General features: G+C 54.1%; 28 protein-coding genes. 13 read left to right on the top strand and 15 right to left on the bottom strand.

Annotated elements, in window-relative coordinates; all coding sequences use genetic code 11:
* Positions 1–162: 162 nt before the first annotated feature.
* Entirely contained in the window at positions 163–573 is a 411-nt protein-coding gene (cueR, locus tag OGW44_RS18355; RefSeq protein ID WP_029139441.1) for a Cu(I)-responsive transcriptional regulator, read from the top strand.
* Here cueR and OGW44_RS18350 read toward each other — a convergent pair.
* From OGW44_RS18350 to OGW44_RS18335, 4 genes are read right to left on the bottom strand one after another with little or no spacing between them, the layout of a single operon-like run.
* Positions 570–1286 carry a DUF3142 domain-containing protein gene (locus tag OGW44_RS18350; protein ID WP_185654239.1) on the bottom strand — a complete coding sequence of 239 codons (717 nt, stop codon included), beginning with the start codon at positions 1284–1286 and terminating at the stop codon, positions 570–572. The genes cueR and OGW44_RS18350 overlap by 4 nt on opposite strands.
* Positions 1256–3400 carry a PA5441 family protein gene (locus tag OGW44_RS18345; protein WP_185654240.1) on the bottom strand — a complete coding sequence of 715 codons (2145 nt, stop codon included), beginning with the start codon at positions 3398–3400 and terminating at the stop codon, positions 1256–1258. Before OGW44_RS18345 ends, OGW44_RS18350 begins: the two co-directional genes overlap by 31 nt.
* A gap of 19 nt (positions 3401–3419) precedes the next feature.
* Entirely contained in the window at positions 3420–3878 is a 459-nt protein-coding gene (locus tag OGW44_RS18340) for an NfeD family protein (RefSeq protein ID WP_016152105.1), read from the bottom strand.
* Positions 3875–4792 carry an SPFH domain-containing protein gene (locus OGW44_RS18335; protein WP_016152106.1) on the bottom strand — a complete coding sequence of 306 codons (918 nt, stop codon included), beginning with the start codon at positions 4790–4792 and terminating at the stop codon, positions 3875–3877. The genes OGW44_RS18340 and OGW44_RS18335 overlap by 4 nt, the downstream gene beginning before the upstream one ends.
* A gap of 134 nt (positions 4793–4926) precedes the next feature.
* On the opposite strand from OGW44_RS18335, the gene fetA reads away from it, so the two are divergent.
* The gene (gene fetA / locus OGW44_RS18330; protein ID WP_181626382.1) at positions 4927–5604 is read left to right on the top strand and encodes an iron efflux ABC transporter ATP-binding subunit FetA; all 678 of its coding nucleotides are present in this window, start codon (positions 4927–4929) and stop codon (positions 5602–5604) included.
* A complete protein-coding gene (gene fetB, locus OGW44_RS18325; protein WP_047358028.1) occupies positions 5591–6370 on the top strand; it encodes an iron efflux ABC transporter permease subunit FetB in 780 nt (259 codons plus the stop codon). The genes fetA and fetB overlap by 14 nt, the downstream gene beginning before the upstream one ends.
* Before the next feature lie 78 nt (positions 6371–6448).
* On the opposite strand, the gene OGW44_RS18320 is transcribed toward fetB, so the two are convergent.
* The 3 genes from OGW44_RS18320 to tesA are packed head-to-tail and all read right to left on the bottom strand — an operon-like array spanning position 6449 to position 8784.
* The gene (locus OGW44_RS18320) at positions 6449–7303 is read right to left on the bottom strand and encodes a co-chaperone YbbN (RefSeq protein WP_185654241.1); all 855 of its coding nucleotides are present in this window, start codon (positions 7301–7303) and stop codon (positions 6449–6451) included.
* Between the two features lie 58 nt (positions 7304–7361).
* Positions 7362–8132, bottom strand: coding sequence for an SDR family oxidoreductase (locus tag OGW44_RS18315; protein ID WP_019076196.1), 771 nt, complete (start codon positions 8130–8132; stop codon positions 7362–7364).
* A 28-nt stretch (positions 8133–8160) separates the two neighbouring features.
* Positions 8161–8784, bottom strand: a complete 624-nt coding sequence (tesA, locus tag OGW44_RS18310) for a multifunctional acyl-CoA thioesterase I/protease I/lysophospholipase L1 (protein ID WP_029139446.1) — start codon at positions 8782–8784, stop codon at positions 8161–8163.
* On the opposite strand from tesA, the gene ybbA reads away from it, so the two are divergent.
* The 6 genes from ybbA to OGW44_RS18280 all read left to right on the top strand — a co-directional run bounded on the left by ybbA (position 8755) and on the right by OGW44_RS18280 (position 15980).
* Positions 8755–9441 (top strand): putative ABC transporter ATP-binding protein YbbA, encoded by a 687-nt coding sequence (ybbA, locus tag OGW44_RS18305; RefSeq protein ID WP_016152113.1) that lies wholly within the window; start codon positions 8755–8757, stop codon positions 9439–9441. The genes tesA and ybbA overlap by 30 nt on opposite strands.
* Positions 9438–11852, top strand: coding sequence for a putative ABC transporter permease subunit YbbP (gene ybbP, locus OGW44_RS18300; RefSeq protein WP_185654242.1), 2415 nt, complete (start codon positions 9438–9440; stop codon positions 11850–11852). Before ybbA ends, ybbP begins: the two co-directional genes overlap by 4 nt.
* A 187-nt stretch (positions 11853–12039) precedes the next feature.
* Entirely contained in the window at positions 12040–13173 is a 1134-nt protein-coding gene (locus OGW44_RS18295; protein ID WP_016152115.1) for a porin, read from the top strand.
* 245 nt (positions 13174–13418) lie between these two features.
* Positions 13419–14249 (top strand): MetQ/NlpA family ABC transporter substrate-binding protein, encoded by an 831-nt coding sequence (locus tag OGW44_RS18290; protein WP_185654243.1) that lies wholly within the window; start codon positions 13419–13421, stop codon positions 14247–14249.
* Between the two features lie 62 nt (positions 14250–14311).
* The gene (sfbB, locus tag OGW44_RS18285) at positions 14312–15328 is read left to right on the top strand and encodes a virulence-associated ABC transporter ATP-binding protein SfbB (protein ID WP_047358079.1); all 1017 of its coding nucleotides are present in this window, start codon (positions 14312–14314) and stop codon (positions 15326–15328) included.
* Positions 15321–15980 carry a methionine ABC transporter permease gene (locus OGW44_RS18280; protein WP_003831085.1) on the top strand — a complete coding sequence of 220 codons (660 nt, stop codon included), beginning with the start codon at positions 15321–15323 and terminating at the stop codon, positions 15978–15980. Before sfbB ends, OGW44_RS18280 begins: the two co-directional genes overlap by 8 nt.
* Here OGW44_RS18280 and mnmH read toward each other — a convergent pair whose 3' ends face one another.
* The 5 genes from mnmH to ppiB form a co-directional block, all read right to left on the bottom strand.
* On the bottom strand, positions 15981–17066 hold the full coding sequence (gene mnmH, locus OGW44_RS18275; RefSeq protein WP_185654244.1) for a tRNA 2-selenouridine(34) synthase MnmH: 1086 nt from the start codon (positions 17064–17066) through the stop codon (positions 15981–15983).
* 97 nt (positions 17067–17163) lie between these two features.
* A complete protein-coding gene (gene purK, locus OGW44_RS18270) occupies positions 17164–18231 on the bottom strand; it encodes a 5-(carboxyamino)imidazole ribonucleotide synthase (protein WP_185654245.1) in 1068 nt (355 codons plus the stop codon).
* Positions 18228–18737, bottom strand: coding sequence for a 5-(carboxyamino)imidazole ribonucleotide mutase (purE, locus tag OGW44_RS18265; protein ID WP_016152120.1), 510 nt, complete (start codon positions 18735–18737; stop codon positions 18228–18230). Before purE ends, purK begins: the two co-directional genes overlap by 4 nt.
* 173 nt (positions 18738–18910) lie before the next feature.
* Positions 18911–19633 (bottom strand): UDP-2,3-diacylglucosamine diphosphatase, encoded by a 723-nt coding sequence (lpxH, locus tag OGW44_RS18260; protein WP_181626378.1) that lies wholly within the window; start codon positions 19631–19633, stop codon positions 18911–18913.
* Positions 19634–19635: 2 nt separating this feature from the next.
* Entirely contained in the window at positions 19636–20130 is a 495-nt protein-coding gene (gene ppiB / locus OGW44_RS18255) for a peptidylprolyl isomerase B (protein ID WP_003021875.1), read from the bottom strand.
* A gap of 173 nt (positions 20131–20303) precedes the next feature.
* Here ppiB and cysS point away from each other — a divergent pair, with 173 nt between their 5' ends.
* Positions 20304–21689: a cysteine--tRNA ligase gene (gene cysS / locus OGW44_RS18250; RefSeq protein ID WP_006685638.1), complete on the top strand. Its 1386-nt coding sequence runs from the start codon at positions 20304–20306 to the stop codon at positions 21687–21689.
* Between the two features lie 90 nt (positions 21690–21779).
* Here the strand turns inward: cysS and OGW44_RS18245 are convergent, their stop codons facing one another.
* The 3 genes from OGW44_RS18245 to folD all read right to left on the bottom strand — a co-directional run bounded on the left by OGW44_RS18245 (position 21780) and on the right by folD (position 23508).
* Complete coding sequence (locus tag OGW44_RS18245; protein WP_019076201.1) at positions 21780–22304, bottom strand: metal-dependent hydrolase; 525 nt, start codon at positions 22302–22304, stop codon at positions 21780–21782.
* A 123-nt stretch (positions 22305–22427) separates the two neighbouring features.
* Positions 22428–22640 (bottom strand): ribosome-associated protein YbcJ, encoded by a 213-nt coding sequence (ybcJ, locus tag OGW44_RS18240; protein ID WP_016152124.1) that lies wholly within the window; start codon positions 22638–22640, stop codon positions 22428–22430.
* 1 nt (position 22641) lies between these two features.
* Positions 22642–23508 carry a bifunctional methylenetetrahydrofolate dehydrogenase/methenyltetrahydrofolate cyclohydrolase FolD gene (gene folD, locus OGW44_RS18235; RefSeq protein WP_003021887.1) on the bottom strand — a complete coding sequence of 289 codons (867 nt, stop codon included), beginning with the start codon at positions 23506–23508 and terminating at the stop codon, positions 22642–22644.
* A gap of 575 nt (positions 23509–24083) precedes the next feature.
* Here folD and fimA point away from each other — a divergent pair.
* The 3 genes from fimA to fimC all read left to right on the top strand — a co-directional run bounded on the left by fimA (position 24084) and on the right by fimC (position 25983).
* On the top strand, positions 24084–24638 hold the full coding sequence (gene fimA, locus OGW44_RS18230; protein ID WP_032946983.1) for a type 1 fimbrial major subunit FimA: 555 nt from the start codon (positions 24084–24086) through the stop codon (positions 24636–24638).
* A gap of 77 nt (positions 24639–24715) precedes the next feature.
* Entirely contained in the window at positions 24716–25249 is a 534-nt protein-coding gene (fimI, locus tag OGW44_RS18225; RefSeq protein ID WP_286454242.1) for a type 1 fimbrial protein subunit FimI, read from the top strand.
* A 41-nt stretch (positions 25250–25290) separates the two neighbouring features.
* A complete protein-coding gene (fimC, locus tag OGW44_RS18220) occupies positions 25291–25983 on the top strand; it encodes a type 1 fimbria chaperone FimC (RefSeq protein WP_016152127.1) in 693 nt (230 codons plus the stop codon).
* Positions 25984–25988 lie beyond the last annotated feature (5 nt).

The following is a 25988-nucleotide window of genomic DNA, read 5'->3' as shown; positions in this document are numbered from 1 at the left end:
TCAATAAATGCTGAAATGTGATCTGAATCGGATATAACGATGTGAATTAAAAGGATTTGTGCATCGCTGTGATGGTGGAAAATGCGCGGGGTTCTTGGGTAAAGGATTACGGCAATGTGGGCTATAATGTGGCTCAGTACCAACAAGATCAGCGGGGGAAATGTGAATATTAGCGATGTTGCGAAAAAAACCGGTTTAACCAGCAAAGCGATACGCTTTTACGAAGAAAAGGGGTTAGTGACGCCGCCGCTGCGTAGCGAAAATGGCTATCGCACATACAACCAACAGCATCTGAATGAGCTTACGCTGTTACGACAGGCACGACAGGTTGGTTTTAACCTGGAAGAGTGCGGCGAGTTGGTGAACCTGTTTAACGATCCGGCGCGTCACAGCGCAGATGTGAAAAAGCGTACGTTAGAAAAGGTGGCGGACATTGAGCGCCATATCAGCGAGCTGCAGGCTATGCGCTTGCATTTGTTGGCGCTGGCGGAGAGTTGCCCTGGCGATGACAGCGCTGAATGCCCGATTATTGATAATCTCTCCGGCTGCTGCCACCATAAAGCGAAGGCTTAACGGGGTGGCGGATTAAGCATAAACACCACAGTGCCGCGGTACCACGGTGATTTCTCAAGCTGCGCTTCAGCCTGCGGGTCCCGGCTACCGTTTTGTACCAGCCCCAGCTTAAATGGAATGCGCAGACGACTGAGGGCGGGCAGATACGCCTGATAATTCGGTACCGTGTGACGTCCCTGATAGCTCTGGACCACCAGTTCATCGACCGCCAGCGCGTTCAGCGTGGCGACGTCGCCCGTTTTTGCCCAATCCAGTAGTCCGGTTACGCCAAGTGCAAACTCGGTCGGTAGCCGTTGGCGTAACTGCTGCAGAAAGTAGGCGTAATCGGCAAGCTGATGGGTCGCCGCGTCAAAATCAACCTGCAGGCCGATGACGTGATTCCCGGCCGTCTGCCAGCGTTGCATCAAGCGTATGATGCGCGCCGGGATCTCCTCCGGTACGTCGAGTGTGGTAAAGCGCACGGTCAACCAGATAGAGGGGAAAGTCAGGCGATTAACCGGCAGCCCGAGACGCTGGAACACCACGTGACCTGAACGAACCAGGACTTCGCCCTGATGCAGATAGACTGTTTGTGCGTTTTTTAGCTCGTCACTGGCCTTCACTCCGGACCATAGCCAGAAGGCCGGATGTTCACGGGCGGCGACGATTTCCGCCGCCTGTGCCTGGCCCAGCAGCAGCGCAGTTACCAGTAGTATTTGAGTTTTTGCGCCCACGGACTTCCCGGATACTGCGTTTTCAGTTGGGTGAACCAGCCTTTACGCTGTAGTTTATCCACTTCCTCACCGCCGCACTCGTTAGAGCCTGACGGCGCATAGCACATGATGGCGCGATACAGCGCAAAGCTCTTATCTTCAACCTCTGCTTTTGGCGATGTGATCACCTGCTGGTAGTAGCTTTGCCTGTCGAACTGGCCGAACGGTTTCTTGCGCGAGATTGCTGATTCAAGCACATCGTTGCCGGAACTGTTTTTCCATAAATCAACGTGGGTTTGCGTAGTGCGGAAAAATTCGCCTAAGCAGTTCAGGGCGTGGGCATCATGCGCTTGTTTGCTCAGAACTGTTACCGTTTCATTGAGGCTGCGACAGGTATAACCGCTCTCGGCAGAGTCGCCGTTCCAGTCGAAAATACTCAGATTAACGTCATCAAACGCTTCGCCAATGACCGGCGGCGTAATGGCGCTGGCCAGTTTTCTGTCATTCAGCCAGTCGTCAAAGCGATGCTCAGTGAGATCCCGCACCAGCAGCGTATGCAGGGCGATGGTACGCTCTTCGTTATTAGGACCGTGGACGGCTTGCTGGCGCAGTAGTTCAGGCGTGGCCTGGGTTTTCAGCACCTGCGAGCGAAAGCGCAGGTTGGTTACTGCGCTTTCTGGGGCGAAAATTGCCGCCACGTCGCCGCTATAAACCAGCGTCGCGGCTAGCTTAGCCTGCACATACTGCTGCTGTTCGTTATCCTGGCTGAGCTTCAGCAATGTCTGCCAGAAATCACGTGCCGTGGTCCATTTCTGCTGGCCCATCAGCGCTTCGCCGTACAGCACCTGTTCGCTGAAGGCCAGCGTATCGTGGGCCGGAAGTTTCTGCGCTGGGGTAACTGCCGAAATAATCGCCGCGTAGTTGCCCGTTGCCAGCCACAGATTCAGCTGCAGATCGCGCCATAGCGGCAGTTTTTGGCTCTGCTCAAACACCGGTTTGCTGGCGTCAAGCTGGGCCTGCGTCAGCGTTGGTTTGTTGTTGTTATTCAGGCGCAATGCGCGCAGCAGTTCGATATAGCTGACAAGCGGCGCATCCGGGAAAGCCTCCACCACGGACTGTTCGTAGAACGCCATGCCGTAGACATTATCGTATTCGATGACGATCTCACGCAGTTGCTGTGCGTCAGCCGACTGCTGGAGCGTCTGCTCATACAATCCCGCCAATTGCGGCCACGCCTGTAAATACCAGTTGATACGACGCAGCATACCGTGCGAGGAAGCGGCGTACAGGCCTTGCGGGTAGTGTTGCAGATAGGCTTGCGCCAGCGTCTGAGCCTGAGAAGCGTCCTCGCGGTTAATTTTTGTGATATCAAAATCGCCGTACTCGCCCACGCTGTTCTGGCTGCTTTTGTTCAACGCCGCACGTATCAGCATGTATTGCGCGGTCTCAGCCAGCCACGGACGATCGCTTTTGGCTAGCTGAGCGAAATCCTGTTCGGCGCTGGCATAATCACCGGCATAAAAACTGGCGGCCGCTGCCAGATAGCTTTTGTAGGACTGAGCTGGAGAATCTGCCGGGAGAGTGGCAAGCGATGACTCAATCTGCTCGCGGGTTGCCCCGGATAACAGTCCTGTACGCGCCTGGGCCAGGGCCTGACGCTGATTTGCCGTTAACGTTGAGTCGGCCAGCAGTGCGGCAAAAAACGCGCTGACGCTCGCGGTATTGTTCGAAACATGACGGTTCTCAAGCTCAGCGTCGTTGACGTTTATTTCGTCTGCGCTAATGTTCAATTCGGCTATCTGTCGGGACAGGGGGCTGTCTTCGGCAGATACCTGCGCTGCGGCTGGCTGCGGGGCAATTTCATCCCACTGCGGATGATACGCAAAATAGAAATCGCGGGAGCGGGTGATGTCCGCCGGCATCGACTGCACCGGCAGAGCAAATGATTTCTCCTGGCTCAGCAGCCGCAGCAGGTTATCGCGGCTGTCGTTTTCCGGGTTGAAGGTGGGCGTGCCTTTCAGCAGGCAGCTGTCGTCGCTCCATTTGCAGTCTTCCATATCGAAAGAGGCGAATACCTGCGGGGCGGCGACCAATAATGAGCAAAGGGCAAAGGCAAGGGGTGTCTTCCTGACCATAGTCTTATTTCCTGTCTTTTTAGTGTGATACCGCTGTAATAATCAGGGTAATTCCCTCAACGGCAATGACTTCAACCTGCGTTCCGGCGCTCAAATCGTCGCGGGCGCTGACGGGCCATGAGCTGTCGCCGACGCGCATATGTCCGCGGCCATTGACCAGGGCGGTTTCCAGAATAAATCGACGGCCAACCAACTGCTGCCCGCGCTGGTTAAGATGGCTGTCGGCGGGTTTCTGATCTTGTACACGCCTTGCCAGCCACTTCCACCACAGCCAGGCCGCCAGCAGGGTGAGTACGGCGAACATCGCCCCCTGCCACGCCCAGTCAAGCGGGATAAGCCACACCACCAGGCCGGTAATCACCGCCGCCACGCCGCTCCACAGCAGATAGCCGTTACCGCCCAGCATCTCGGCGGCGAGTAGCAGACCGCCGAGGCTGAGCCAGAAGATGTGCGGGTGCACCAGAATCATCGCTATCATGATTTTTTCCGTTCGCTGGCGCTGTCTTTCACCAGTTCGGCGATCCCGGCAATGGACCCCATCAGGCTGCTGGCATCCAGCGGCATCATCACCACTTTGCTGTTATTCGACGAACCGATGTGCTGCAGCGCTTCGGTGTATTTCTGCGCCACGAAGTAGTTCACGGCCTGAATATCCCCGGCGGCAATGGCCTCCGAAACCATCTGCGTCGCGCGGGCCTCGGCTTCTGCGGAACGTTCACGCGCTTCAGCCTGTAAAAATGCCGACTGGCGTTCACCTTCCGCTTTGAGGATTTTCGACTGCTTCTCACCTTCAGCCTTGACGATTTCTGCCTGACGGATCCCTTCCGCTTCAAGAATATAGGCGCGCTTGGTACGTTCGGCTTTCATCTGCGCGTTCATGGCGTCGATAAGTTCCGCCGGCGGACGTACATCGCGGATTTCAATACGGGTGATTTTGATGCCCCAGGGATTCGTGGCCTCGTCAACGATATGCAGCAGGCGCGTGTTAATGTTGTCGCGCTGGGAGAGCATTTCATCGAGTTCCATTGAGCCGAGAACGGTACGAATGTTGGTCATGGTCAGGTTGATGATCGCCAGTTCCAGGTTGCTGACCTCATAAGCCGCTTTTGGCGCGTCGATCACCTGAATAAAGCAGACGGCATCAATCGCGACGTTGGCGTTGTCTTTGGAGATGACTTCCTGAGAGGGGATATCAAGCACCTGTTCCATCATGTTGATCTTACGACCGATGCGGTCCATGAACGGTACAACAAGGTTTAAACCCGGTTGCAGGGTTTTGGTGTAACGGCCAAAACGCTCGACCGTCCACTGATATCCCTGCGGGACGATTTTGACGCCAGCACCGACGATGACCAGCGCGACAAAAATGAGAATAGGAATAAAAATGAGCATTGATGAAACCTCCTGTTGTGTTGTCCTTTACTGCCTCATTAGTCAAATTATACCCGATTTATCAGGGTGGGCTCCCCTATAATAAATTACAGGGATAGACTGTCTGCACGAAAGAGGTAAAAAAGGGATTGGTAATGGACGAAAGCAGCATTCTGCTTCAGTTAAAAAATGTCGCATGGCAGGCAGGGGCGACGCAGGTTCTCAATAACATCTGTTTTAATCTCCGGGCCGGAGAATTTAAGCTGATTACCGGCCAGTCTGGTTGCGGTAAAAGTACGTTACTCAAGATAGTGGCGTCATTAATTAGCCCGACTGCCGGTGAAATTCTCTTTGAGGGCAAGGAGATAAACACTCTTAAGCCTGAAACATATCGCCAGCAGGTCTCTTATTGTGCGCAAACGCCCGCGTTGTTTGGTGACACCGTTTACGACAACCTCATTTTCCCCTGGCAAATCCGCGATAAACGTCCGGAGCCGGATGTGTTTCTTGCCGATCTGGCCCGTTTTGAGCTACCCGAAACGATCCTCAAAAAAAACATCAATGAGCTGTCTGGCGGCGAAAAGCAACGCGTCTCGTTAATTCGTAATTTACAGTTTCTGCCAAAAATCCTGCTGCTTGATGAAATTACCAGCGCGCTGGATGAAGCCAATAAACGGAATGTGAACGAATTAATTCACCACTATGTTCGCGATAAGAATATTGCTGTGCTGTGGGTGACGCACGACAAAGATGAAATTAATCATGCGGATAATGTCATAACCCTTCAACCGCACGCCGGGGAAATGCAGGAAGTAAGCAATGAACGAGCATAATATTACCAATGAATCACTGGCGTTAGCGATGATGCTGGTGGTGGTCGCGATACTGATCAGCAACAAAGAAAAACTGGCGCTGGAAAAAGATATTCTCTGGAGCGTTTGCCGGGCGGTGGTTCAGCTTATTATCGTTGGTTATGTGCTGAAATATATTTTCGGCGTTAACCACAGCATTCTGACCTTATTGATGGTGCTATTTATCTGTTTCAACGCGGCCTATAACGCGCAAAAGCGCAGTAAATATATTGATAAAGCTTTTCTCTCGTCATTTATCGCCATCACGGCGGGGGCGGGGTTAACGCTGGCGGTGCTGGTTCTGTCAGGCTCTATCGAGTTTACCCCAATGCAGGTGATCCCAATTTCCGGCATGATTGCAGGCAATGCGATGGTTGCGGTAGGGCTGTGTTACAACAATCTGGGGCAGCGGTTTAACAGCGAACAGCAGCAAATTCAGGAAAAACTCAGCCTCGGTGCGACGCCGAAAGTGGCCTCCGCGCCGCTGATTCGCGACAGTATTCGCGCTTCGCTGATCCCGACGATCGATTCAGCGAAGACCGTGGGACTGGTGAGTTTACCGGGGATGATGTCCGGGTTGATCTTTGCAGGTATTGATCCGGTAAAAGCGATTAAGTATCAGATTATGGTGACGTTTATGCTGCTTTCGACCGCCAGTCTGTCAACCATTATCGCCTGCTACCTGACCTATCGGAAGTTCTATAATTCACGTCACCAACTGGTGGTGACGCATTTGAAAAAAACCTAATGGAGTACCGGATGGCGCGGGCCTACGGGGAGATTGTAGGCCCGATTAGCACAAGCGCCATCAGGCAAATGCAGCGGATTAGTACAACAGCGCGTACAGCTGGCGGCGGTATTTCGAGGCCAGCGCATCGCCGGTGCCCAGTGCGGCAAGGATCTCCTGGAAGGTTTTACGCGCCTGACCGTCGGCTGCAGTGAGATCTTTCTTCAGGTGACTGAACAGCAATTCCAGCGATTCCTCGTTACGTCCAACCTGGTGTAACTGAATGGCCAGTTGAGTTGCCAGCGCCGCATCCTGTGGATTGCTGGCGACCTGCTGCTGCAACTGTTGGATTTCAGGCGTATCAGCCGCCTGCTTCAGCAGTTCGATCTGTGCCACCAGGCCCTGATAACGGGTGTCCTGATCCTGCAATGGGATAGTTTTCAGCACCGCTTCAGCTTCGTCTGAACGGTTCAGGGCGATTTGCGTTTCCGCCAATAGCAGGCCAATTTTGCTGCTCTGATTGGAGATCTGCCAGGCTTCTTTCAGCAGCGGCAGCGCATCAGCGTGATTGCCGGCTTCGATGAACTCGATCGCCTGGCGCGCTTTCAGCTCTTCCTCGCTCGGTAACACTTTCTCCAGCAGCGCGCGAATAACTTCTTCCGGCTGCGGGCCCTGGAATCCATCTACCGGCTGACCGTTCTGGAACAGATAAACCGTGGGGATCGCGCGCAGACCAAACTGGGAGGCGATCATCTGCTCGGCGTCGCAATCTAACTTGGCGAGAATAAACTGACCGTTATACTGAGCAACAAGGCTCTCCAGTACCGGCGTTAATTGCAGACAATGCTGGCTGCGCTCAGACCAAAAATAGAACAGGACCGGCGTGGTCATCGACTGTTCAAGGGTCTGCTGGAGGTTCGATTCGTTAATGTTAACAATATTCTGTGTGGACATGGAGTTACTCTCTTTTGTCGATTTCTTGTTACATGGGGGCTGACGCGCGTGCTTCAACTCAACCGTGTAAAATTTTGTCCATTATGCGGCCTGGCAACAGGCGCTTCAGTAGCATAACTGCCCAGGTCACCAGCGTAACCGGATAACGCAGCTTTGGTTTGTCGCTCTCAAACGCATGACGCACTTTGGCGACAACCGCTTGTGGCCCCAGCGTAAAACGCGCGGCAATTCCGGGGTTTTCCACGGGAGCATCGCTCTGGGTCTGGTTGACGTTTTCGGTAAAGCGGGTGCGAATAGGGCCAGGCTCAATCAGGCTGACCTTAATCCCGCTGTGGCGCAACTCCATACGCAGCGCGTCGGACCAGGCTTCCAGCGCATATTTGCTGGCGGCATAGGCCCCGCGCCCCGGCGTTGAGATCAATCCCATTACCGACGAGGTCATCACAATTCGTCCTTCGCCGTGGGGTAGCATGGCGGGTAACAGGCGCATGGTAAGCTGATGTGCGCCGAAGAAGTTGGCGGAAAACTGCTGTTCCATCTGCTCGCGGCTGATGGTGGGCAGTGGGCCATATACGCCGTATCCGGCGTTGTTAAAGATCCCATACAAACGATTATCGGTCAGGGCGATCACCTCATCAGCCGCGCGATCTACGCTCTCGGGTGAATCCAGATCCAGCAATATGCCGGTGAATCCCATGCTGTTCATACGCGCCACATCGTCAGGTTTGCGACAGCCTGCCAGAATTTGAAAACCCTGGCGCTTTAGCTCAAGCGCGCTTTCCAGACCGATTCCGCTGGAACATCCTGTTATTAAGACCGATTTTTGCATAACTTTACCTGTCAGGATCTCCGTTGTTTTACGAGTCGTGATTTACTAGAGGAGTGAGATGTTGCGCCATCCAGTCGGCAATAAACGGCTGGGCGTCACGGTTAGGATGAATACCATCATCCTGCATCCACTGGGGTTTCAGATAAACCTCTTCCATAAAAAAGGGCAGCAGAGGTATATCAAACTCTTTGGCGAGTTTTGGATAAATCGCGCTAAAGCTTTCATTATAACGGCGACCGTAGTTTGCCGGCAGACGAATTTGCATCAGCAGCGGTTCGGCATTTGCTGCTTTCACATCCTGCAGAATCGTGCGCAGGGTTTGTTCGGTTTGCGCAGGCGCAAATCCGCGCAGACCGTCGTTGCCGCCAAGTTCGACCAGCACCCAGCGCGGCTGGTGCTGCTTCAGTAATGCAGGCAGACGGGCCAGCCCCTGCTGCGAGGTGTCGCCGCTAATACTGGCATTCACCACAGGCGTTTTGGTTTGCCATTTATCATTAAGTAGCGCAGGCCACGCGGCGCTGGCGGACATACGGTATCCGGCGCTCAGGCTGTCACCCAGAATTAATAACGTGTCCGCTGCGGCGGCGCGGAAAGTTAACAGGACCAGGAACAGGAAAGGCCAATGCCAGCGGAAAACATTGTTGAAGTTCATCATCTTAAGAAATCCGTCGGTCAGGGTGATCATGAGCTATCCATCCTTACCGGAGTTGAACTGGTTGTCAAACGCGCCGAGACCATTGCGCTGATTGGCGAGTCGGGTTCAGGAAAATCCACACTGCTGGCGATCCTCGCCGGGCTGGACGATGGCACCAGCGGTGAAGTCAGCCTGGTGGGGCAGGCGCTGCACACCATGGATGAAGAAGCCCGGGCACAGCTGCGGGCGCGACACGTGGGTTTTGTCTTCCAGTCATTCATGTTAATTCCGACCCTGAACGCGCTGGAAAACGTCGAGTTGCCCGCGTTGTTGCGCGGCGAAAACAGCGGAAAAAGTCGCGACGGGGCAAAAACGTTGCTGGAGCAACTGGGGCTGGGAAAACGTCTTGATCATCTTCCGGCCCAGCTTTCCGGTGGGGAGCAGCAGCGCGTAGCGCTGGCGCGGGCGTTTAACGGTCGTCCTGACGTACTGTTTGCCGATGAACCGACGGGCAATCTGGACCGCCAGACCGGAGACAAAATCGCCGATCTGCTGTTTTCTCTGAACCGGGAACATGGCACCACCCTGATTCTGGTGACCCATGATTCTCAACTGGCGGCGCGTTGCGATCGGCGTTTACGTCTGGTGAACGGACAGTTGCAGGAGGAGGCATGATTGCACGCTGGTTCTGGCGCGAATGGCGCTCGCCTTCATTACTGATTGTCTGGCTGGCGCTGAGCCTGGCCGTGGCCTGCGTGCTGGCGCTGGGCAATATCAGCGATCGTATGGAAAAAGGGTTGAGCCAGCAAAGCCGTGAGTTTATGGCGGGAGATCGGTCGCTACAAAGTTCGCGTACCGTGCCGAAAGCGTGGATTGACGAGGCGCGACAGCGTGGCCTGAAAGTGGGCGAACAGCTGACCTTTGCCACTATGACCTTTGCCCGGGATACGCCGCAGTTGGCGAACGTCAAAGCGGTGGATGATGTGTATCCGATGTATGGCACGTTGCAAACCAATCCGCCGGGACTGAAACCTCAGCCAGGCTCGGTGCTGCTGGCTCCGCGTCTGATGGCGTTGCTGAACTTAAAAATCGGTGATTCCATCGATGTTGGCGATGCCACGCTGCGCATCGCCGGAGAAGTGGTGCAGGAGCCGGACGCCGGTTTTAATCCGTTCCAGATAGCGCCGCGCCTGATGATGAACATGGCGGATGTCGAAAAAACGGCGGCGGTCCAGCCGGGGAGCCGGGTGACCTGGCGCTATAAATTTGGCGGGACACCGCAGCAACTGGAAGCCTATGAAAAATGGCTGCTCCCGCAGTTAAAGCCTGAACAGCGCTGGTATGGGCTGGAGCAGGATGAAGGGGCGCTGGGGAAATCACTGGAGCGTTCGCAACAGTTCCTGCTGCTGTCGGCGCTGCTAACCCTGCTGCTGGCGGTCGCTGCGGTTGCCGTGGCGATGAGCCATTACTGCCGCAGTCGTTACGATCTGGTGGCTATTCTGAAAACCCTTGGCGCGGGCAGAGCACAGTTGCGCAGGCTAATTGTTGGTCAATGGCTGATGGTGCTGGTGCTGTCTGGCGTGACCGGAGGGTTATTCGGGCTGTTGTTTGAACGCGTGCTGGTGGTATTACTTAAGCCGGTACTGCCCGGCGAACTGCCGCCTGCCAGTCCCTGGCCGTGGCTATGGGCATTAGGCACCATGACGGTCATTTCTCTGCTGGTGGGGTTACGCCCTTACCGTTTGCTGCTGGCGACTCAGCCACTGCGGGTACTGCGCCGTGACGTGGTGGCAAACGTCTGGCCGCTGAAGTTTTATTTGCCGGTGGTATTGATAGTCGTGATTGCCCTGCTCGCCGGACTGATGGGCGGAAGTCCGCTGCTGTGGGCCGTGCTGGCCGGAGCGGTAGTGCTGGCGCTTTTGTGCGGGGTGCTCGGCTGGATGCTGCTCAACGTGCTGCGTGGCCTGACGCTCACCTCGCTGCCGCTGCGTTTAGCGGTTAGTCGGCTGTTGCGCCAGCCGTGGTCAACGCTCAGTCAGCTGTCGGCATTTTCGCTTTCCTTTATGTTGCTGGCGCTGCTGCTGGTACTGCGTGGCGACCTGCTCGACCGCTGGCAGCAGCAAATGCCGCCGGAAAGCCCGAACTATTTTCTCATCAACATTGCCACCGAACAGGTGGTTCCACTCAAGGCTTTCCTGGCTGAGCATCAGGTGATCCCGGAATCGTTCTATCCGATTGTGCGGGCGCGTCTGACGGCGATCAATGAGAAGCCGACCGAAGGCAATCACGATGAGGCGCTGAACCGTGAGCTTAATCTGACCTGGCAGGATACCCGACCGGATCATAACCCGATCGTTGCCGGAAGCTGGCCGCCAAAAGTGGGCGAAGTCTCGATGGAAGAGGGGCTGGCGAAACGGCTGAACGTCAAGCTTGGCGATCGGGTGACCTTTATGGGCGATACCCAGGATTTCAGCGCCACGGTCAGCAGTCTGCGCAAAGTGGACTGGGAAAGCCTGCGCCCCAACTTCTTCTTTATCTTTCCCTCCGGCGCGCTGGACGCTCAGCCGCAAAGCTGGTTAACCAGCTTTCGCTGGGAGAACGGCAACGGCATGCTGACGCAGCTTAACCGCGAATTCCCGACTATCAGCCTGTTGGATATTGGCGCAATCCTCAAACAGGTGAGCCAGGTGCTGGAGCAGGTGAGCCGGGCACTGGAGGTGATGGTGGTGCTGGTTACCGCTTGCGGTATGTTGCTGCTATTGGCGCAGGTCCAGGTCGGAATGCGTCAGCGTCATCAGGAACTGGTGGTCTGGCGCACGCTGGGCGCGGGTAAGAAGCTGCTGCGTACCACGCTATGGTGCGAGTTCGCCATGCTCGGGATGGTCGCTGGACTGGTGGCTGCCATCGGCGCGGAAACCGCACTGGCGGTGCTGCAAACCCGAGTGTTTGATTTTCCGTGGGAGCCAGACTGGCGACTGTGGGTCGTGTTGCCGCTTTGTGGGGCATTGTTGCTCTCGTTATGCGGCGGATGGCTCGGTTCACGTCTGCTAAAAGGCAAAGCGCTGTTCCGTCAATTCAGTAGTTAATTTATATTCGTGATGATTACGCACCGGTTTTTTAAATCGGTGCGTTTTTTTATCTATGTAGCACAAATTGATAACTCATTGATATTTAACAGCACAGAACAATAAAAACCCGACAACACGAGTGTATTAATAAACGTTAATATTTGTATGCTGAATAATTGGCAGGCTATCTATCAAGGTACAAATAATGACTATAAAAAAAACGGCGCTGGCGGTATCGATCGGCGCAGCAGTGGCATTAACGACGTTCGCCTCCCAGGCGGAAATCACGGTCCTGAAACAAGATCCACAGGCGGGCAACCCGCTGAGCCGTCTTAACTTCACCGTTGGCGGGAGTATTCGTCCGCAGTTCCAGAATATGGCCGGTGATGATGGTAAGAATGGCTACAAGCGTAATGGCTTCGACGGTGGGACGCGTTTTCGCTTCGCCGCTGATTACTATCTGTTTGATGACATCAGCTGGGTGAGTTATTACGAGCTGGGCGTTAACTTCCCGGCAATGTTCAACTGGGATAATCACTATGCTAACGGCGCCAACGATACCACGCGTCGTATGTTGTACACCGGTCTGAAGAGCGCGACCTGGGGTACGCTGACCTTCGGTCAACAGAACAGCATTTACTATGATGTGGTTGGTGCGAAAACGGATATCTGGGACTACGACATGATCGGTCAGGCACCAGGTAACGGTATCAATGGCGACTATGACGGTTCCTATCGTACGCGTAAATCACTGAAGTATAAGAAAACGGTTGGCGATGTTGATCTCTACGCATCTTATCTGTTCAGCGATGATTACAACCCGAACAACGGTCTGCGCTACAAGCGCAAAGGCGGTGGCTCGCTGGGTGTGGATTATCACATCACCGATGACCTGACCTGGGGTACGGCGTGGAACTACACCCGCGCGGAAATGCGTGGCGACACCAGCAAAACCTACGATCAAAACATCGTCGGTACCGCGCTGAGCTGGAAACCGGACAACTGGACCTTCTCGATGGGCGGCGGTTGGTATCAAAACTTCATGACCACCAAAAAAGTCTCTGTTAACGATTACTTTGCCGGTGATGCCTGGGGTCTGGAATACTTCGCGGGTTACACCTTCCCGGTTGGTCAGTATGCGCTGAAATCCGTTCAACCCTACGTTATGGGCGACCGTATTGAATACGTGAATGGTCGTAACTACCTGCGTACCGACAATGGTGTGGGTATCAGCTTCCAGCTGGACTACGGTTTCCGTGTGGATTACGAACACGTCTTCACCTCCAGCACCGACAATCTGGGTGATATGAACCTGGTTCGTCTGCGTTACGATTTCTAAGTCAATTTCCCTGCCAAAACCGGGTAACCAGAAGGTTATCCGGTTTTTTACTATCCTTTGCTGAAAAACACATTAGTACCTTCAACGTACATTCAACGACATATCCCGCAACATCATGAAATAATTTCAAGGACAGCAGGTTGTGATCTGTGTCATGTTAACAATCAGCCTGTTAACAGGCCAACAAGAACAACGCCGCAAGAACGGCGTGAGACATGACACCACAACGTTAAAATGGAGAAATTATGGGATTGCGTCAGAGTTTACGCGTCGCGACCGGATCGCTGTTACTGGCCTGTGGATTACAACTTGCTCATGCGAACAGTGACCCGCATACCATCGTGTTTGGCGTCGCACCTGGTCCGTACGGCGATATGGTGAAACAGGCCATTGCCCCTACGCTGAAAGAGAAAGGCTATAAGGTAGTGGTGCGCGAATTCAGCGACTACGTGCAGCCGAACATGGCGCTTTCCAACGGCAGTATTGATGCCAACTTGTTCCAGCACTCGCTCTACTTTGACAAATTCACCGCTGATAAAGGACTGAAGCTGAGCAAGCTGATTGTGGTCCCGACGGCCGGGATGGGTTTTTACTCACATAAAATCAAAAGCCTGGATGAGTTAAAAAAAGGGGATGTGATCACGCTTTCCAATGATCCAACCAACCTGGCTCGCGGTCTGCGTTTCCTGCAGTCTATTGGCCTTATTACCATCAAAGACACTATCGATCCGACTAAAGCCTCTGAGCGCGATATCGCCAGCAACCCGAAAGGGCTGGTGTTTAAACCGCTGGAAGCGGCACAGCTGCCACGTACCCTGGACGGTGTGACCGGCGCGCTGGTCAACGGTAACTTTGCTGTGGCGGCAAAACTGGATCTCGCCAGTGCCATCAAGCAAGAGCATCTGGACGAAAATCTGAAAAATATCATAGCGGTACGCAGTGAAGATGCAGATAAACCGTTCGCGAAAGATATTGTGGCGGCGGTGAAATCTCCGGCGTATCGCGCGGTGATCGACGATCCGCAAAATATCTACAGCGCCTTCCAGAAACCGGAATGGATGTCGGCAGCCCAATAATCGCTGCGCACAAGGTTAACAGGGGCAGCGGCGACTGCCCTTTTCGCATTTCTGAGGTGGCTATGATTGAGATAGAAAAGGTTTGCGTGGATTTTAGCGCAGGCCGTGGACCATCAACCCGGGCGGTTGATGACGTCAGCTTGCGCATAGGCGCAGGTGAGATATTTGGCATTGTCGGGACCAGCGGCGCGGGGAAAAGTACGCTGCTGCGCACCCTGAACGCCTTAACGCGACCAGGCCTGGGAAGCGTAAAGGTTAACGGCGTAGAAATTTCCGCGCTGGAAGGGGCGCAACTACGTAAAGCCCGTCAGCGTATTGGGATGATTTTTCAGCATTTTAATCTGATGCATACCCGTACCGTGGCGCAAAACGTCGCTTTCAGCCTGAAGGCTGCCGGATGGGAGCGCAGTAAAATTGGCCCACGCGTCAGCGAAATCCTGACGCTGGTGGGGCTGTCTGACAAGGCGAACCGCTTTCCTGTGCAGCTCAGCGGCGGGCAAAAGCAGCGCGTTGGTATTGCCCGTGCGATTGCCAATCACCCCGATGTGCTGCTGTGTGATGAACCGACCTCTGCGCTGGATCTGGAAACGTCGGCCACTATTCTGGCATTGCTTAAGCAGATCAACCAACAGCTGGGGATCACGATCGTGCTGATCACTCACGAGATGAACGTGATCAAATCGATTTGCGATCGTGTGGCGGTGATGTCCGGCGGCAAGGTGGTGGAGTCCGGTGAAGTGTTTGACGTTTTTGCTCACCCGCAGCACGCTTTTACGCAGCAACTGGTGTCGCATACCCTCAATCTGACGCTACCCGAACGCTTGCGCCAGCATTTGCCTGGCCAGTTGCTGAAAATTCTGTTCATCGGCGATTCGGCGGAACAGCCAGTGTTGTCAGAAGTCGCGGTTAAATTTGGTGTGGCGGTGAACATTCTGCACGGCAAAATTGAATATATCGGCGAGCGTGCGCTGGGGATTCTGGTGGTGCAACTTACCGCGCCGCATAACCCTTCTGCGGTGGATGTCGCCGTGGAGCATATTCGTCAACGCACGGCACAGGTGGAGGTGATTCGTGGATGATTTATTGCCTGATTTGACGCTGGCGTTTAATGAAACCTTTCAGATGCTGAGCATCTCTACGGTGCTGGCGATTATTGGCGGTTTGCCGCTCGGTTTTCTTATTTTCGTCACCGACCGGCATTTATTCTGGCAAAACCGTTTTGTGTATCTGCTCAGCTCCGTGCTGGTGAATATCATCCGTTCGGTGCCGTTTGTGATCCTGCTGGTGCTGCTGCTGCCGCTCACCCAGTTTTTACTCGGAAATACCATTGGGCCGATTGCGGCGTCGGTTCCGCTCTCGGTGGCGGCAATCGCTTTTTATGCCCGTCTGGTCGACAGCGCACTGCGCGAAGTCGATAAAGGCATTATTGAAGCGGCGGAAGCCTTTGGCGCCAGCCCGATGCGCATCATCTGCACCGTTCTGTTACCTGAAGCGAGCGCGGGTCTGCTGCGTGGGTTGACGATAACGCTGGTGAGTCTGATCGGTTACTCCGCGATGGCCGGAATCGTTGGCGGCGGTGGGGTAGGCGACCTGGCGATTCGCTTTGGTTATTACCGCTACGAAACCCAGGTCATGATTGTCACCGTGGTGGCGCTGATTATTCTGGTGCAGGTCGTTCAGGTGCTGGGCGACTGGCTGGCGAAACGCGCGGATAAGCGCGACAGACACTGATCACTGTGCGTTAAGCCAGTCGGCAACGTCCTGCCATGTGCCGCGAAAGACGACTTTCGCGGCTTTCTTTTCCAGTTGATAACGATACATCGGGTCGTAATACTCGTTGAGCAACGGTACCAGCCAGCCCATATGGGTGTCGGTACTGCCCGTCGCTTGCTGTTCGCGCAGAGCCACGTCGAGCAGGGCGGTCAGCTCGGCAAAACGTTGTAAACCCAGACGGCGGCGAATAGCAAACAGGCCGTGGTGCAGATACTCGCTATACTCCTGCCAGCCCTGACTCTCGCCATAAGCATGGGTAAAATCGTGGTGCATCCGCACGAAATACTCTTCGCGCAGTCGCTCCAGACGACGCTCAAAAGGATCGTCTACCACTGCAATAGATGCCTGGGTCATGCGTTCGCGCAGGCATTCGGGTAGATGATTAGCCCCTATCATGCGGCCTTCATCTTCCAGTACCCACAGACGCAGATCCTGACGGCTGTCGATTCTGAGCATTTCGACCGCCAGCAGGTTTTCAAAACTCGCCTGACTCAGTTGCGGTTCAACGGTGCGACCAAACGAGGAACCGCGATGGTGCGCCAGACCTTCGAGATCCACGCCGTTCGGCTGCTGTTGCACCAGCTGCGTTTTACCGTTCCCGGTACAGCCGCCAATTAAGACGATCGGCTTTTGCACTAATTTTTCAGTCAGTTGAATCGCCGCCTGACGCAGGGCTTTGTAGCCACCGTGTATCAGCGGGTAGTCAATCCCGGACTCGTGCAGCCACTGTTGCACAATGTGCGAACGCTGACCGCCGCGCGCGCAGCATAAATAACCCGCAGGATTTTGACGACAGGCATCCAGCCAGGCCTTCATACGTTGTTGGCGAGTCTCGCCGCAGACCAGTTGATGGCCGAGCGTGAGGGCTGCCTCGGGTCCCTGACGTTTATAACAGGTACCCACGGCGGCACGTTCGTCATCGTTCATTAGGGGAAGGTTGATTGCGCCCGGCATTGCGCCTTGCAGAAATTCGACGGGGGCGCGTACATCGATTATAGGCGTACCAGCGAGCAAAATTGCGCGATAGTCCGTTCCATCGTTCATGTGTGATCCTGAAAATACAAAAACAGCAATGGAGGGGATTTTACGCGCCAGAGGAGGGGCCGGGGAAGGATAAAATCAAATCCCCGGCATTAATGGCTTATTTCAGCGTTGACTGCGCCCAGATAATACCGCTGGCATATTCCGGCGGCAGCAGGGGGATAAGCGCTTCCAGCGTCGCGCTAAGACGCGCGGTATCGCTGTCGCTCAGGTTCAGGTGTCCCACCTTACGCCCTTCACGCACCTCTTTGTCATACCAGTGCAGATGCACCAGCGGCAGCTTCAGCCAGTCATAGTTCAGGTCGCTACCAATCAGATTTACCATCACCGAAGGAGTGTTCACTATCGGCGTGGGTAACGGCAGGTTGGTAATGGCGCGCAGGTGCAGCTCAAACTGGCTGATGCTGGCACCGTTTTGCGTCCAGTGCCCGCTGTTGTGCACGCGTGGAGCCAGTTCGTTAATCAGCAGACCTTCCGGGGTGATGAAACATTCCATCGCCATCACGCCGACATAGCCCAGCTCCTGCATGATGGCAGAGAGCATCGCTTCGGCCTGTTTCTGCTGTTTGCCGTTAGCCTGCGGGAAGACCACGCTGGTGCGCAGAATGCCGTCCTGGTGCAGGTTATGGGTCAGCGGATAGAAGACGGTGCTACCGTCGTGCGCACGAGCGCCAACCAGTGAGACTTCACCAGAGAAGTTGATTCCCTGCTCAACGATGCACTCGCCGTAGCAGTCGTCCGGCAGTTGTTCGGTGTCATATGCGCGCAAACGCCACTGCCCACGACCGTCGTAGCCGCCGACGCGACGTTTCACGATCGCCAACTCACCGAGTTTGTCGAATACTGCAGGCCATTCGCTTTTATCTGCCAGCAACTGCCACGGCGCAGTTGCCAGGCCGAGCTTGTCAAAAAGCTGCTTTTGCGTCAGACGGTCGGCAATAATTGGGAAAACGTCGCGGTTGACAAATGCCGGATGGCGCGCGAGCTCGCGGGTGAGCGCCGTTTCCGGCCAGCGCTCAATCTCAGCGGTGATCACGCTTTGCTGAAAAGGGACCGCTGCTGGTTCGGCATCCAGCCCGACGGGCCAGACCGCAATGCCCAGCGGCTCACCGGCCTGGCGCAGCATGCGCCCTAGCTGACCGTTACCGAGTACGCAGACCTGCTTCATGCCGCACCTCGCGGGTCCGGATTCTCCAGCACCTCGTCGGTTTGTGCTTTGCGCCAGTCGTTCAGACGCTGGTGTAATGCTTTGTCGTGTGTTGCCAGAATTTGTGCTGCCAGCAGGGCCGCATTTGCCGCGCCCGCTTTGCCGATAGCCAGCGTTCCGACCGGAATACCGCGCGGCATCTGTACGATGGAGTAAAGGCTATCTACGCCGCTCAGCGCCGCGCTTTGCACCGGGACGCCTAAAACAGGCACCAGCGTTTTCGCCGCAATCATGCCTGGCAGATGTGCAGCGCCACCAGCACCGGCAATAATCACCTGATAGCCGTTCTCTTCTGCGCTTTCGGCGAAGCTAAACAGCTTGTCAGGGGTGCGGTGGGCGGAGACGACTTCAACATGATGCGGCACGTTCAGAATTTCGAAGATTTCGGCGGCGAACTGCATGGTAGCCCAGTCGCTTTTGGACCCCATCACGATGGCGACACGCGCCGGGTTATTGCGGGAAGACATGCGTCTGAAAACTCCTGTGATGCACTACACTCGACTTTTGAGGCCACAGAGAATAGCATAATTCGCCGTCAAGGAAAACGATTGCGCGCTTTACACTTCACCCTTCAGGCAGCCTCTGTAGCTGGCTGCATCTCAACGAGTTTTGTGTAAAGAGGAACTGGATATCTGCGGAATTAAAACGGAAATGCGATCAGTTCAACGTCATCTGGCGTGGCTTTGATCATCGACCCTTCGGTGTGCCATGCGCCTAATACCACGCGGAAAGCGGGTTGCTCATTGGCCGTAAGCTCGTGGACTGCCGGGCGGTGGGTGTGGCCGTGAATTAACCACTGGACCTGATGCTTTTCCATCTCGGTGATGACGGCCTGCGGATTCACATCCATGATCGCCAGTGACTTGCTGCTGTTGGCCGCTTTGCTGTTGGCGCGCATTTTCGCGGCGATACGTTGGCGAACGAACAGAGGTAAGGAGAGGAACAGCTTCTGTAGCCAGGGTTGATGTACTTTGGCGCGAAACGCCTGATAGCCTGCATCGTCGGTACACAAAGTGTCGCCATGCATGATCAATACCTTGCGGCCATACAGGTTGAGTACTTTTTTCTCAGGCAGCAAGCTCATGCCGCTTTCACGGGCAAAACGTTTGCCGAGCAGAAAATCTCGATTGCCGTGAATAAAAAAGCAGGGAACGCCGGAATCAACCAGTGATTTTATCGCCGCGGCTATTTCATGATGCAGTGGGGTTGGGTCGTCGTCGCCAATCCAGGCTTCAAACAGGTCGCCGAGAATGTACAGTGCATCAGCTTTTCGCGCATCACCGGCTAAAAAACGCAGAAAACCGGCGGTGATCGCCGGTTCTTCTGTGCAGAGGTGAAGATCTGCAATAAACAGTGTCGTCACGATTACTCGCTGACGGTCACGTTTTCGATGATGACGTCTTCTTTTGGCACATCCTGGTGCATACCGCTGCGACCAGTGGAAACGCCTTTGATTTTATCAACCACGTCCATGCCTTCAACAACTTCGGCAAACACGCAATAACCCCAACCCTGCATGCTTTCGCCGGAGAAGTTCAGGAAGTCGTTGTCTGCAACGTTGATGAAGAACTGTGCGGTTGCGGAGTGCGGAGCCTGAGTACGCGCCATCGCCAGCGTACCACGGGTGTTTTTCAGACCGTTGTTCGCTTCGTTTTTGATCGCTTCTTTCGTGGCTTTTTGCTTCATGCCCGGTTCGAAACCGCCGCCCTGGATCATGAAACCGTTAATAACACGGTGGAAAATGGTGTTGTTGTAAAAACCTTCGCGGCAGTAGTCCAGGAAGTTTTTAACTGTTTCAGGCGCTTTATCATCAAACGTTTTGATTACGATATCGCCGTGATTAGTGTGGAAAGTAACCATTTTTGCATCCTGTTCCGATAGATTGGTGCTTCGACCCCGTGAAGGGTCAGAGTTAGGGGTGTGTTATAGCATAACCGCAAGCTGCGATCACCTCGCAAAGTGTGCTGCTTCCGGTCTAAATTATGGGTATTATACAGACTTTACTATCCACACACGTCTACACGGAATCTTCGATGTTAAAAATCTTTAATACACTGACGCGCCAAAAAGAGGAATTCAAACCTATTCATGCCGGGGAAGTCGGCATGTACGTGTGTGGTATTACCGTTTACGATCTCTGTCATATTGGCCACGGACGTACCTTCGTTTCTTTCGACGTTGTCGCGCGCTATTTGCGCTTCCTCGGCTATAAGCTGAAATATGTGCGCAACATTACCGATATTGATGACAAAATCATCAAGCGCGCGAATGAAAACGGTGAGAGCTTTGTGGCGTTGGTCGACAGAATGATCGCGGAAATGCATAGCGATTTCGACGCACTGAATATTCTGCGCCCGGATCTGGAGCCGCGCGCTACGCACCATATCGCTGAGATCATTGAAATCACTGAACAGCTGATTGCCAAAGGTCACGCTTATGTCGCTGATAACGGCGACGTGATGTTCGACGTGCCGACTGACCCGAACTATGGTCAGCTGTCACGCCAGGATCTGGATCAGCTGCAGGCGGGCGCACGCGTTGATGTGGTTGATGTGAAGCGCAACCCGATGGACTTCGTGCTGTGGAAAATGTCCAAAGAAGGCGAGCCGAGCTGGCCGTCTCCATGGGGCGCGGGTCGTCCTGGCTGGCACATCGAATGTTCGGCGATGAACTGCAAACAGTTGGGCAACCATTTTGATATTCATGGAGGTGGTTCGGATCTGATGTTCCCGCACCATGAAAACGAAATCGCTCAATCTACCTGTGCGCATGACGGTGAATACGTTAATTACTGGATGCACTCCGGAATGGTGATGGTTGACCGGGAGAAAATGTCCAAATCGTTGGGCAACTTCTTTACCGTGCGTGACGTGCTGAAATACTACGACGCCGAAACCATTCGCTACTTCCTGATGTCTGGTCATTACCGTAGCCAGTTAAACTACAGCGAAGAGAACCTGAAGCAGGCGCGCTCTGCACTGGAGCGTCTGTATACCGCGCTGCGCGGCACCGATAAGTCCGTTGCCCCAGCCGGTGGCGAAGCCTTTGAAGCACGCTTCATTGAAGCGATGGACGATGACTTCAATACGCCGGAAGCCTACTCCGTGCTGTTTGATATGGCGCGTGAGGTTAACCGCCTGAAGGGTGAAGATATGGCGGCGGCTAACGGTATGGCTTCGCATCTGCGTAAGCTTTCCAGCGTGCTGGGCCTGCTGGAACAGGAGCCCGAAGCATTCCTGCAAAGCGGTGCGCAGGCGGATGACGGTGAAGTTGCTGAAATTGAAGCGTTAATCCAGCAGCGTCTGGATGCCCGTAAAGCCAAAGACTGGGCGGCAGCTGACGCCGCGCGTGACCGTCTCAATGAGATGGGTATCGTGCTGGAAGATGGCCCGCAGGGCACTACCTGGCGCCGTAAGTAATGATATTGATTGCCGGATGGCGGCTCGCGCCCTGTCCGGCAATCAATGTACGAATGTCGGTCGGATAAGACGCTTGTCGTATCCGGCAAATTAATATTTCCGATACCACCACAGCACACCCATCATCATAACTCCCGGTAGCCATACCCATATCAACTCCGAAATTATCACCTGGTGCCCGTATGGTGTGGCGTAGCGTGATAGCGCAAACGGGGCGACTTTAATCACCTGCCACGGTGCAAAGAAGCGTTCATCCGACCACGGCCACAGCCAGCCGACGCCTTTGCCGCCAGTGGTGACCGAATCCAACAGGCTGTGCGACAGCAGTGAAACCGTCAGGAATAGCCAGCAGCGAATTAAGCCTGCCTTGAACCATCGTCGACCCATCCATACGCCGAGCAGCGGTACCACGAAGGCGAACAGCAGCGAATGGGTAAAACCACGGTGACCAAACACGTTGCCGTAGGCGACGCCAAGCTTAAACGACAGTACGTCGGCATCCGGCAACATAGCCAGAATGACGCCAGTAAACAGTAATTGCGGGGGGATGACTTTACGCCCGAGACCTAATCCTAAACAGAGAGGAACGGCAGCGTGGGTAACGATTGTTGGCATGATGATCGCTTCATGTGGAAAAACAACATGCTAACAGTTCACTGTGAAGTGGTGATGAAGTCATTATCTGAAAAGGAGAGAGGAAGTGGCCGGACAGGGGTTAACCTCATCCGGCACCTGGGATCACGCCACGACGTTAATGCTGTGGCCTTCAAAGCTGACGGTCTGTCCTGCAACGATTTTGCAGCGTTTACGCGTTTCTACCGCACCATCGACCTTCACTAACCCTTCGCCAATAGCAATTTTTGCCTGGGCGCCGCTTTCGCTCCAGCCTTCCAGCTTCAGTAAATCGCAGAGTTCAACGTGTGGGTGTTTACCCAGTGAAAATGTGGCCATCTTAAACGTCCTTTACATCATGATATTCAACACACGCCTGCAGCGTGTTTTCGATAAGTGTGGCGACCGTCATTGGGCCTACGCCGCCGGGTACCGGCGTGATGTATGACGCGCGTGCGGCAGCATCTTCAAAGACCACATCGCCAACAACCTTACCATTCTCCAGACGGTTGATGCCGACATCAATCACAATCGCACCTTCTTTGATCCACTCGCCGGGAATAAAGCCAGGTTTGCCGACGGCAACAATCAGCAGGTCTGCATGCTCTACATGGCGACGCAGATCTTTGGTGAACCGGTGGGTGACGGTGGTGGTGCAGCCAGCCAGCAGCAGCTCCATGCTCATCGGGCGGCCAACAATATTCGACGCGCCAATAACGACCGCATTCAGACCGTAGGTGTCGATATTGTAACGCTCAAGCAGAGTCACAATACCGCGCGGAGTACACGGGCGCAGGCGCGGCGCACGCTGGCACAGGCGACCAACGTTATACGGGTGGAAACCGTCAACGTCTTTATCCGGCGCAATACGCTCGAGAACTTTAACGTTGTCGATACCCGCAGGTAACGGCAGCTGGACCAGAATACCGTCGATGGTGGTATCTGCATTGAGCGTATCGATCAGCTCGAGCAGCTCTGCCTCGCTGGTGGTTTCAGGCAGGTCATAGGAGCGGGAGACAAACCCCACCTCGTCACAGGCTTTGCGTTTACTCGCGACATAAATCTGCGAAGCCGGGTTGCTACCTACCAGCACAACAGCCAGGCCTGGGGCGCGTAATCCAGCCGCTAAACGCGCCTGAACTTTTTGAGCAACCTCAGAGCGCACCTGCTGCGCAATCGTTTTACCGTCAATAATCTTTGCTGCCATCAGAGAGAGGATTCCGTCTGTTACGTTAAATCGAAGGGGATGCCGCTATTTTGTCAGAAGCGGGACGTGCTGTCAGTTTTCGTTTGCATTTTTACGTGCGCCAGGGGGCGTCACGATCTGCGAATGGGGTCAGTACAGAGGCTTAAGCCTTACGGATAATTAATGAGCATGCTAATTAAAATTAACGTGAATGAAACAACTCATCACCCTAGTATATTCAGGGGTAATGCGCCACAAACCAGTCTGTTACGGTTAATTATGAGGGATTTTACCTCATTCCCACCCAGATTTTTCCTGGGTCCCATTAAGAATTAGCCAGGGTCATTAAAAGGATTTGCAGGTATTTTTCATTAATTGAAATGTTTAATTTATCGCTGTGACGAATAGTCATATTCGCGAGGAATAATTAGTGAATCAAATACTCAGGAGAGTTGGGGTAAAAGGTTAGCTAATTCTCATGCGATATATATCTTTACAGGATGCAGAGATAATTAGCCTGACATTTAATGTCGATAATGATTCAAACGGATCCCGCAGGATGCCGGAGCCGGATGTGTGTAATTCAAGGGAAATCCATGAAACGTAAATTAATGACCTCTTCTGTTATTGCCAGCCTGATGTTAGTCGCCGGTGCAGCGGTTGCAGCCGATCCGGTAAGCGTTAGCGGCGGTACTGTGCATTTTGAAGGTGAACTGGTCAATGCAGCCTGTGCAGTCAGTACTCAGTCATCCGATCAGGTTGTGACGTTAGGCCAGTATCGTACTGCCAGTTTTGCCGCAGTGGGTGACACTACAGCACAAATTCCGTTCTCTATCGTGCTGAACGACTGTGACCCGAACGTTGCCGCAACCGCAGCCGTTGCTTTCTCAGGCCAGTCCGATATTACCAATAACAACCTGCTGGCCGTCACTTCTGCAGACAACGGTACCACTGCAGGCGGTGTTGGGATTGAAATTCTGGACAATACGTCCACCGCGCTGAAGCCGGATGGCGCAACCTTCTCTACCGCTCAGGCGCTGGTAGAAGGGACCAACACCCTGCGTTTCTCTGCGCGTTACAAAGCCACTGCCGCAAGCGCAACGCCGGGTCAGGCAAATGCCGACGCGACGTTCATCATGAAGTACGAATAAGCCGTTTTGATTTGCGCAAGGATGATGTTCGCCTCAATGGATGAGGCAATATCCGGGGATGATGAAGGATGCGGCAGATGATAGGGAAAGGCGTGGCGCTGGCGGGAATGCTGTGCGTAATGCCTGTGCTTTCACATACGGTAATACTGGAAAGTGGCCGCGTCCACTTACGGGGGCAGCTCTTCAACGGCGCCTGTACGGTCGCCACTGACAGTCAGGATATGCGGGTGCAAATGGGGCAGTATCGCACCAATGCTTTCTCTGGGACGGGAAGCTTCGCCTCTACCAACGTACCGTTTTCACTGCGCTTAACGTCGTGCAGCTCCGATGTTTATGACCATGTTGGGATTGCGTTTGCGGGCGTGACGCCAGCAGAAGATCCGCAGGTTTTTCTTGCCAGCGGTGATGCGTCTGCGGCTTCGGGGATTGGTCTGGCGTTATTTGACGAGCGCCAACGGCAAATTATACCGAATGCCCTGCCGCTTCATTATGTGCCGATTATAACGCAAGAGATGACGTTTCATTTCACTGCCCGCTATCGGGCTGTCTCGGAAAATATAACGCCGGGAACGCTTCGCTCAGACGTGTGGTTTACGTTGGTTTATCCCTGATTTATTTCCCAACGATAATCGCATCAAAGGTATTTTTAGCTATGTTTAATTATCTAAAATCAGGTTTTATCCTTTTACTGGCCTTATTTTCTGCTGCCAGTGTTCAGGCTGCCGGAGGCATTGCATTAGGCGCCACTCGCGTTATTTATCCGGCCGATGCCAAACAAACGTCCCTGTCTATTAGCAATAGCGATACCAAAGAACGTTACCTGGTAAATTCATGGATTGAGAATAGCGCAGGCGCTAAAGAAAAATCGTTTGTGGTTACGCCTCCGCTGTTTGTTAGTGAACCCAAAAGCGAAAACACGCTGCGTATCATCTATGCCGGTGAACCGCTGCCCAAAGACCGTGAGTCGCTGTTCTGGATGAACGTCAAAGCCATTCCGTCAGTCAATAAAAACAGCCTTGAGGGCAAAAACGTTCTGCAACTGGCGATTCTGTCACGCATCAAACTTTTCGTTCGTCCGAATAATCTGCCGCAAATCCCGGAAGATGCACCAGGAATGCTGACCTTTTCCCGCTCCGGCAACCACCTGAAGATCAACAATCCGTCAGCGTATTACGTCACGTTGGTCAATCTCAATGTGGGGAAAACGAAGGTCGATAACGTGATGGTTGCGCCGAAAAGCGATGCGCAGGTCCTGCTACCCACGGGCGTTCAGGGCAACGTCACGTTCCAGACGGTCAATGATTATGGCGCTGTGACCCCGGCTAAAACGGTTAGTGTGCGTTGAGATAA

Origin of the sequence: Citrobacter sp. Cb023, assembly GCF_030336805.1 — a bacterium.
Lineage (GTDB): Bacteria > Pseudomonadota > Gammaproteobacteria > Enterobacterales > Enterobacteriaceae > Citrobacter > Citrobacter braakii.
This window is presented reverse-complemented; position numbering and strand designations above follow the sequence as displayed.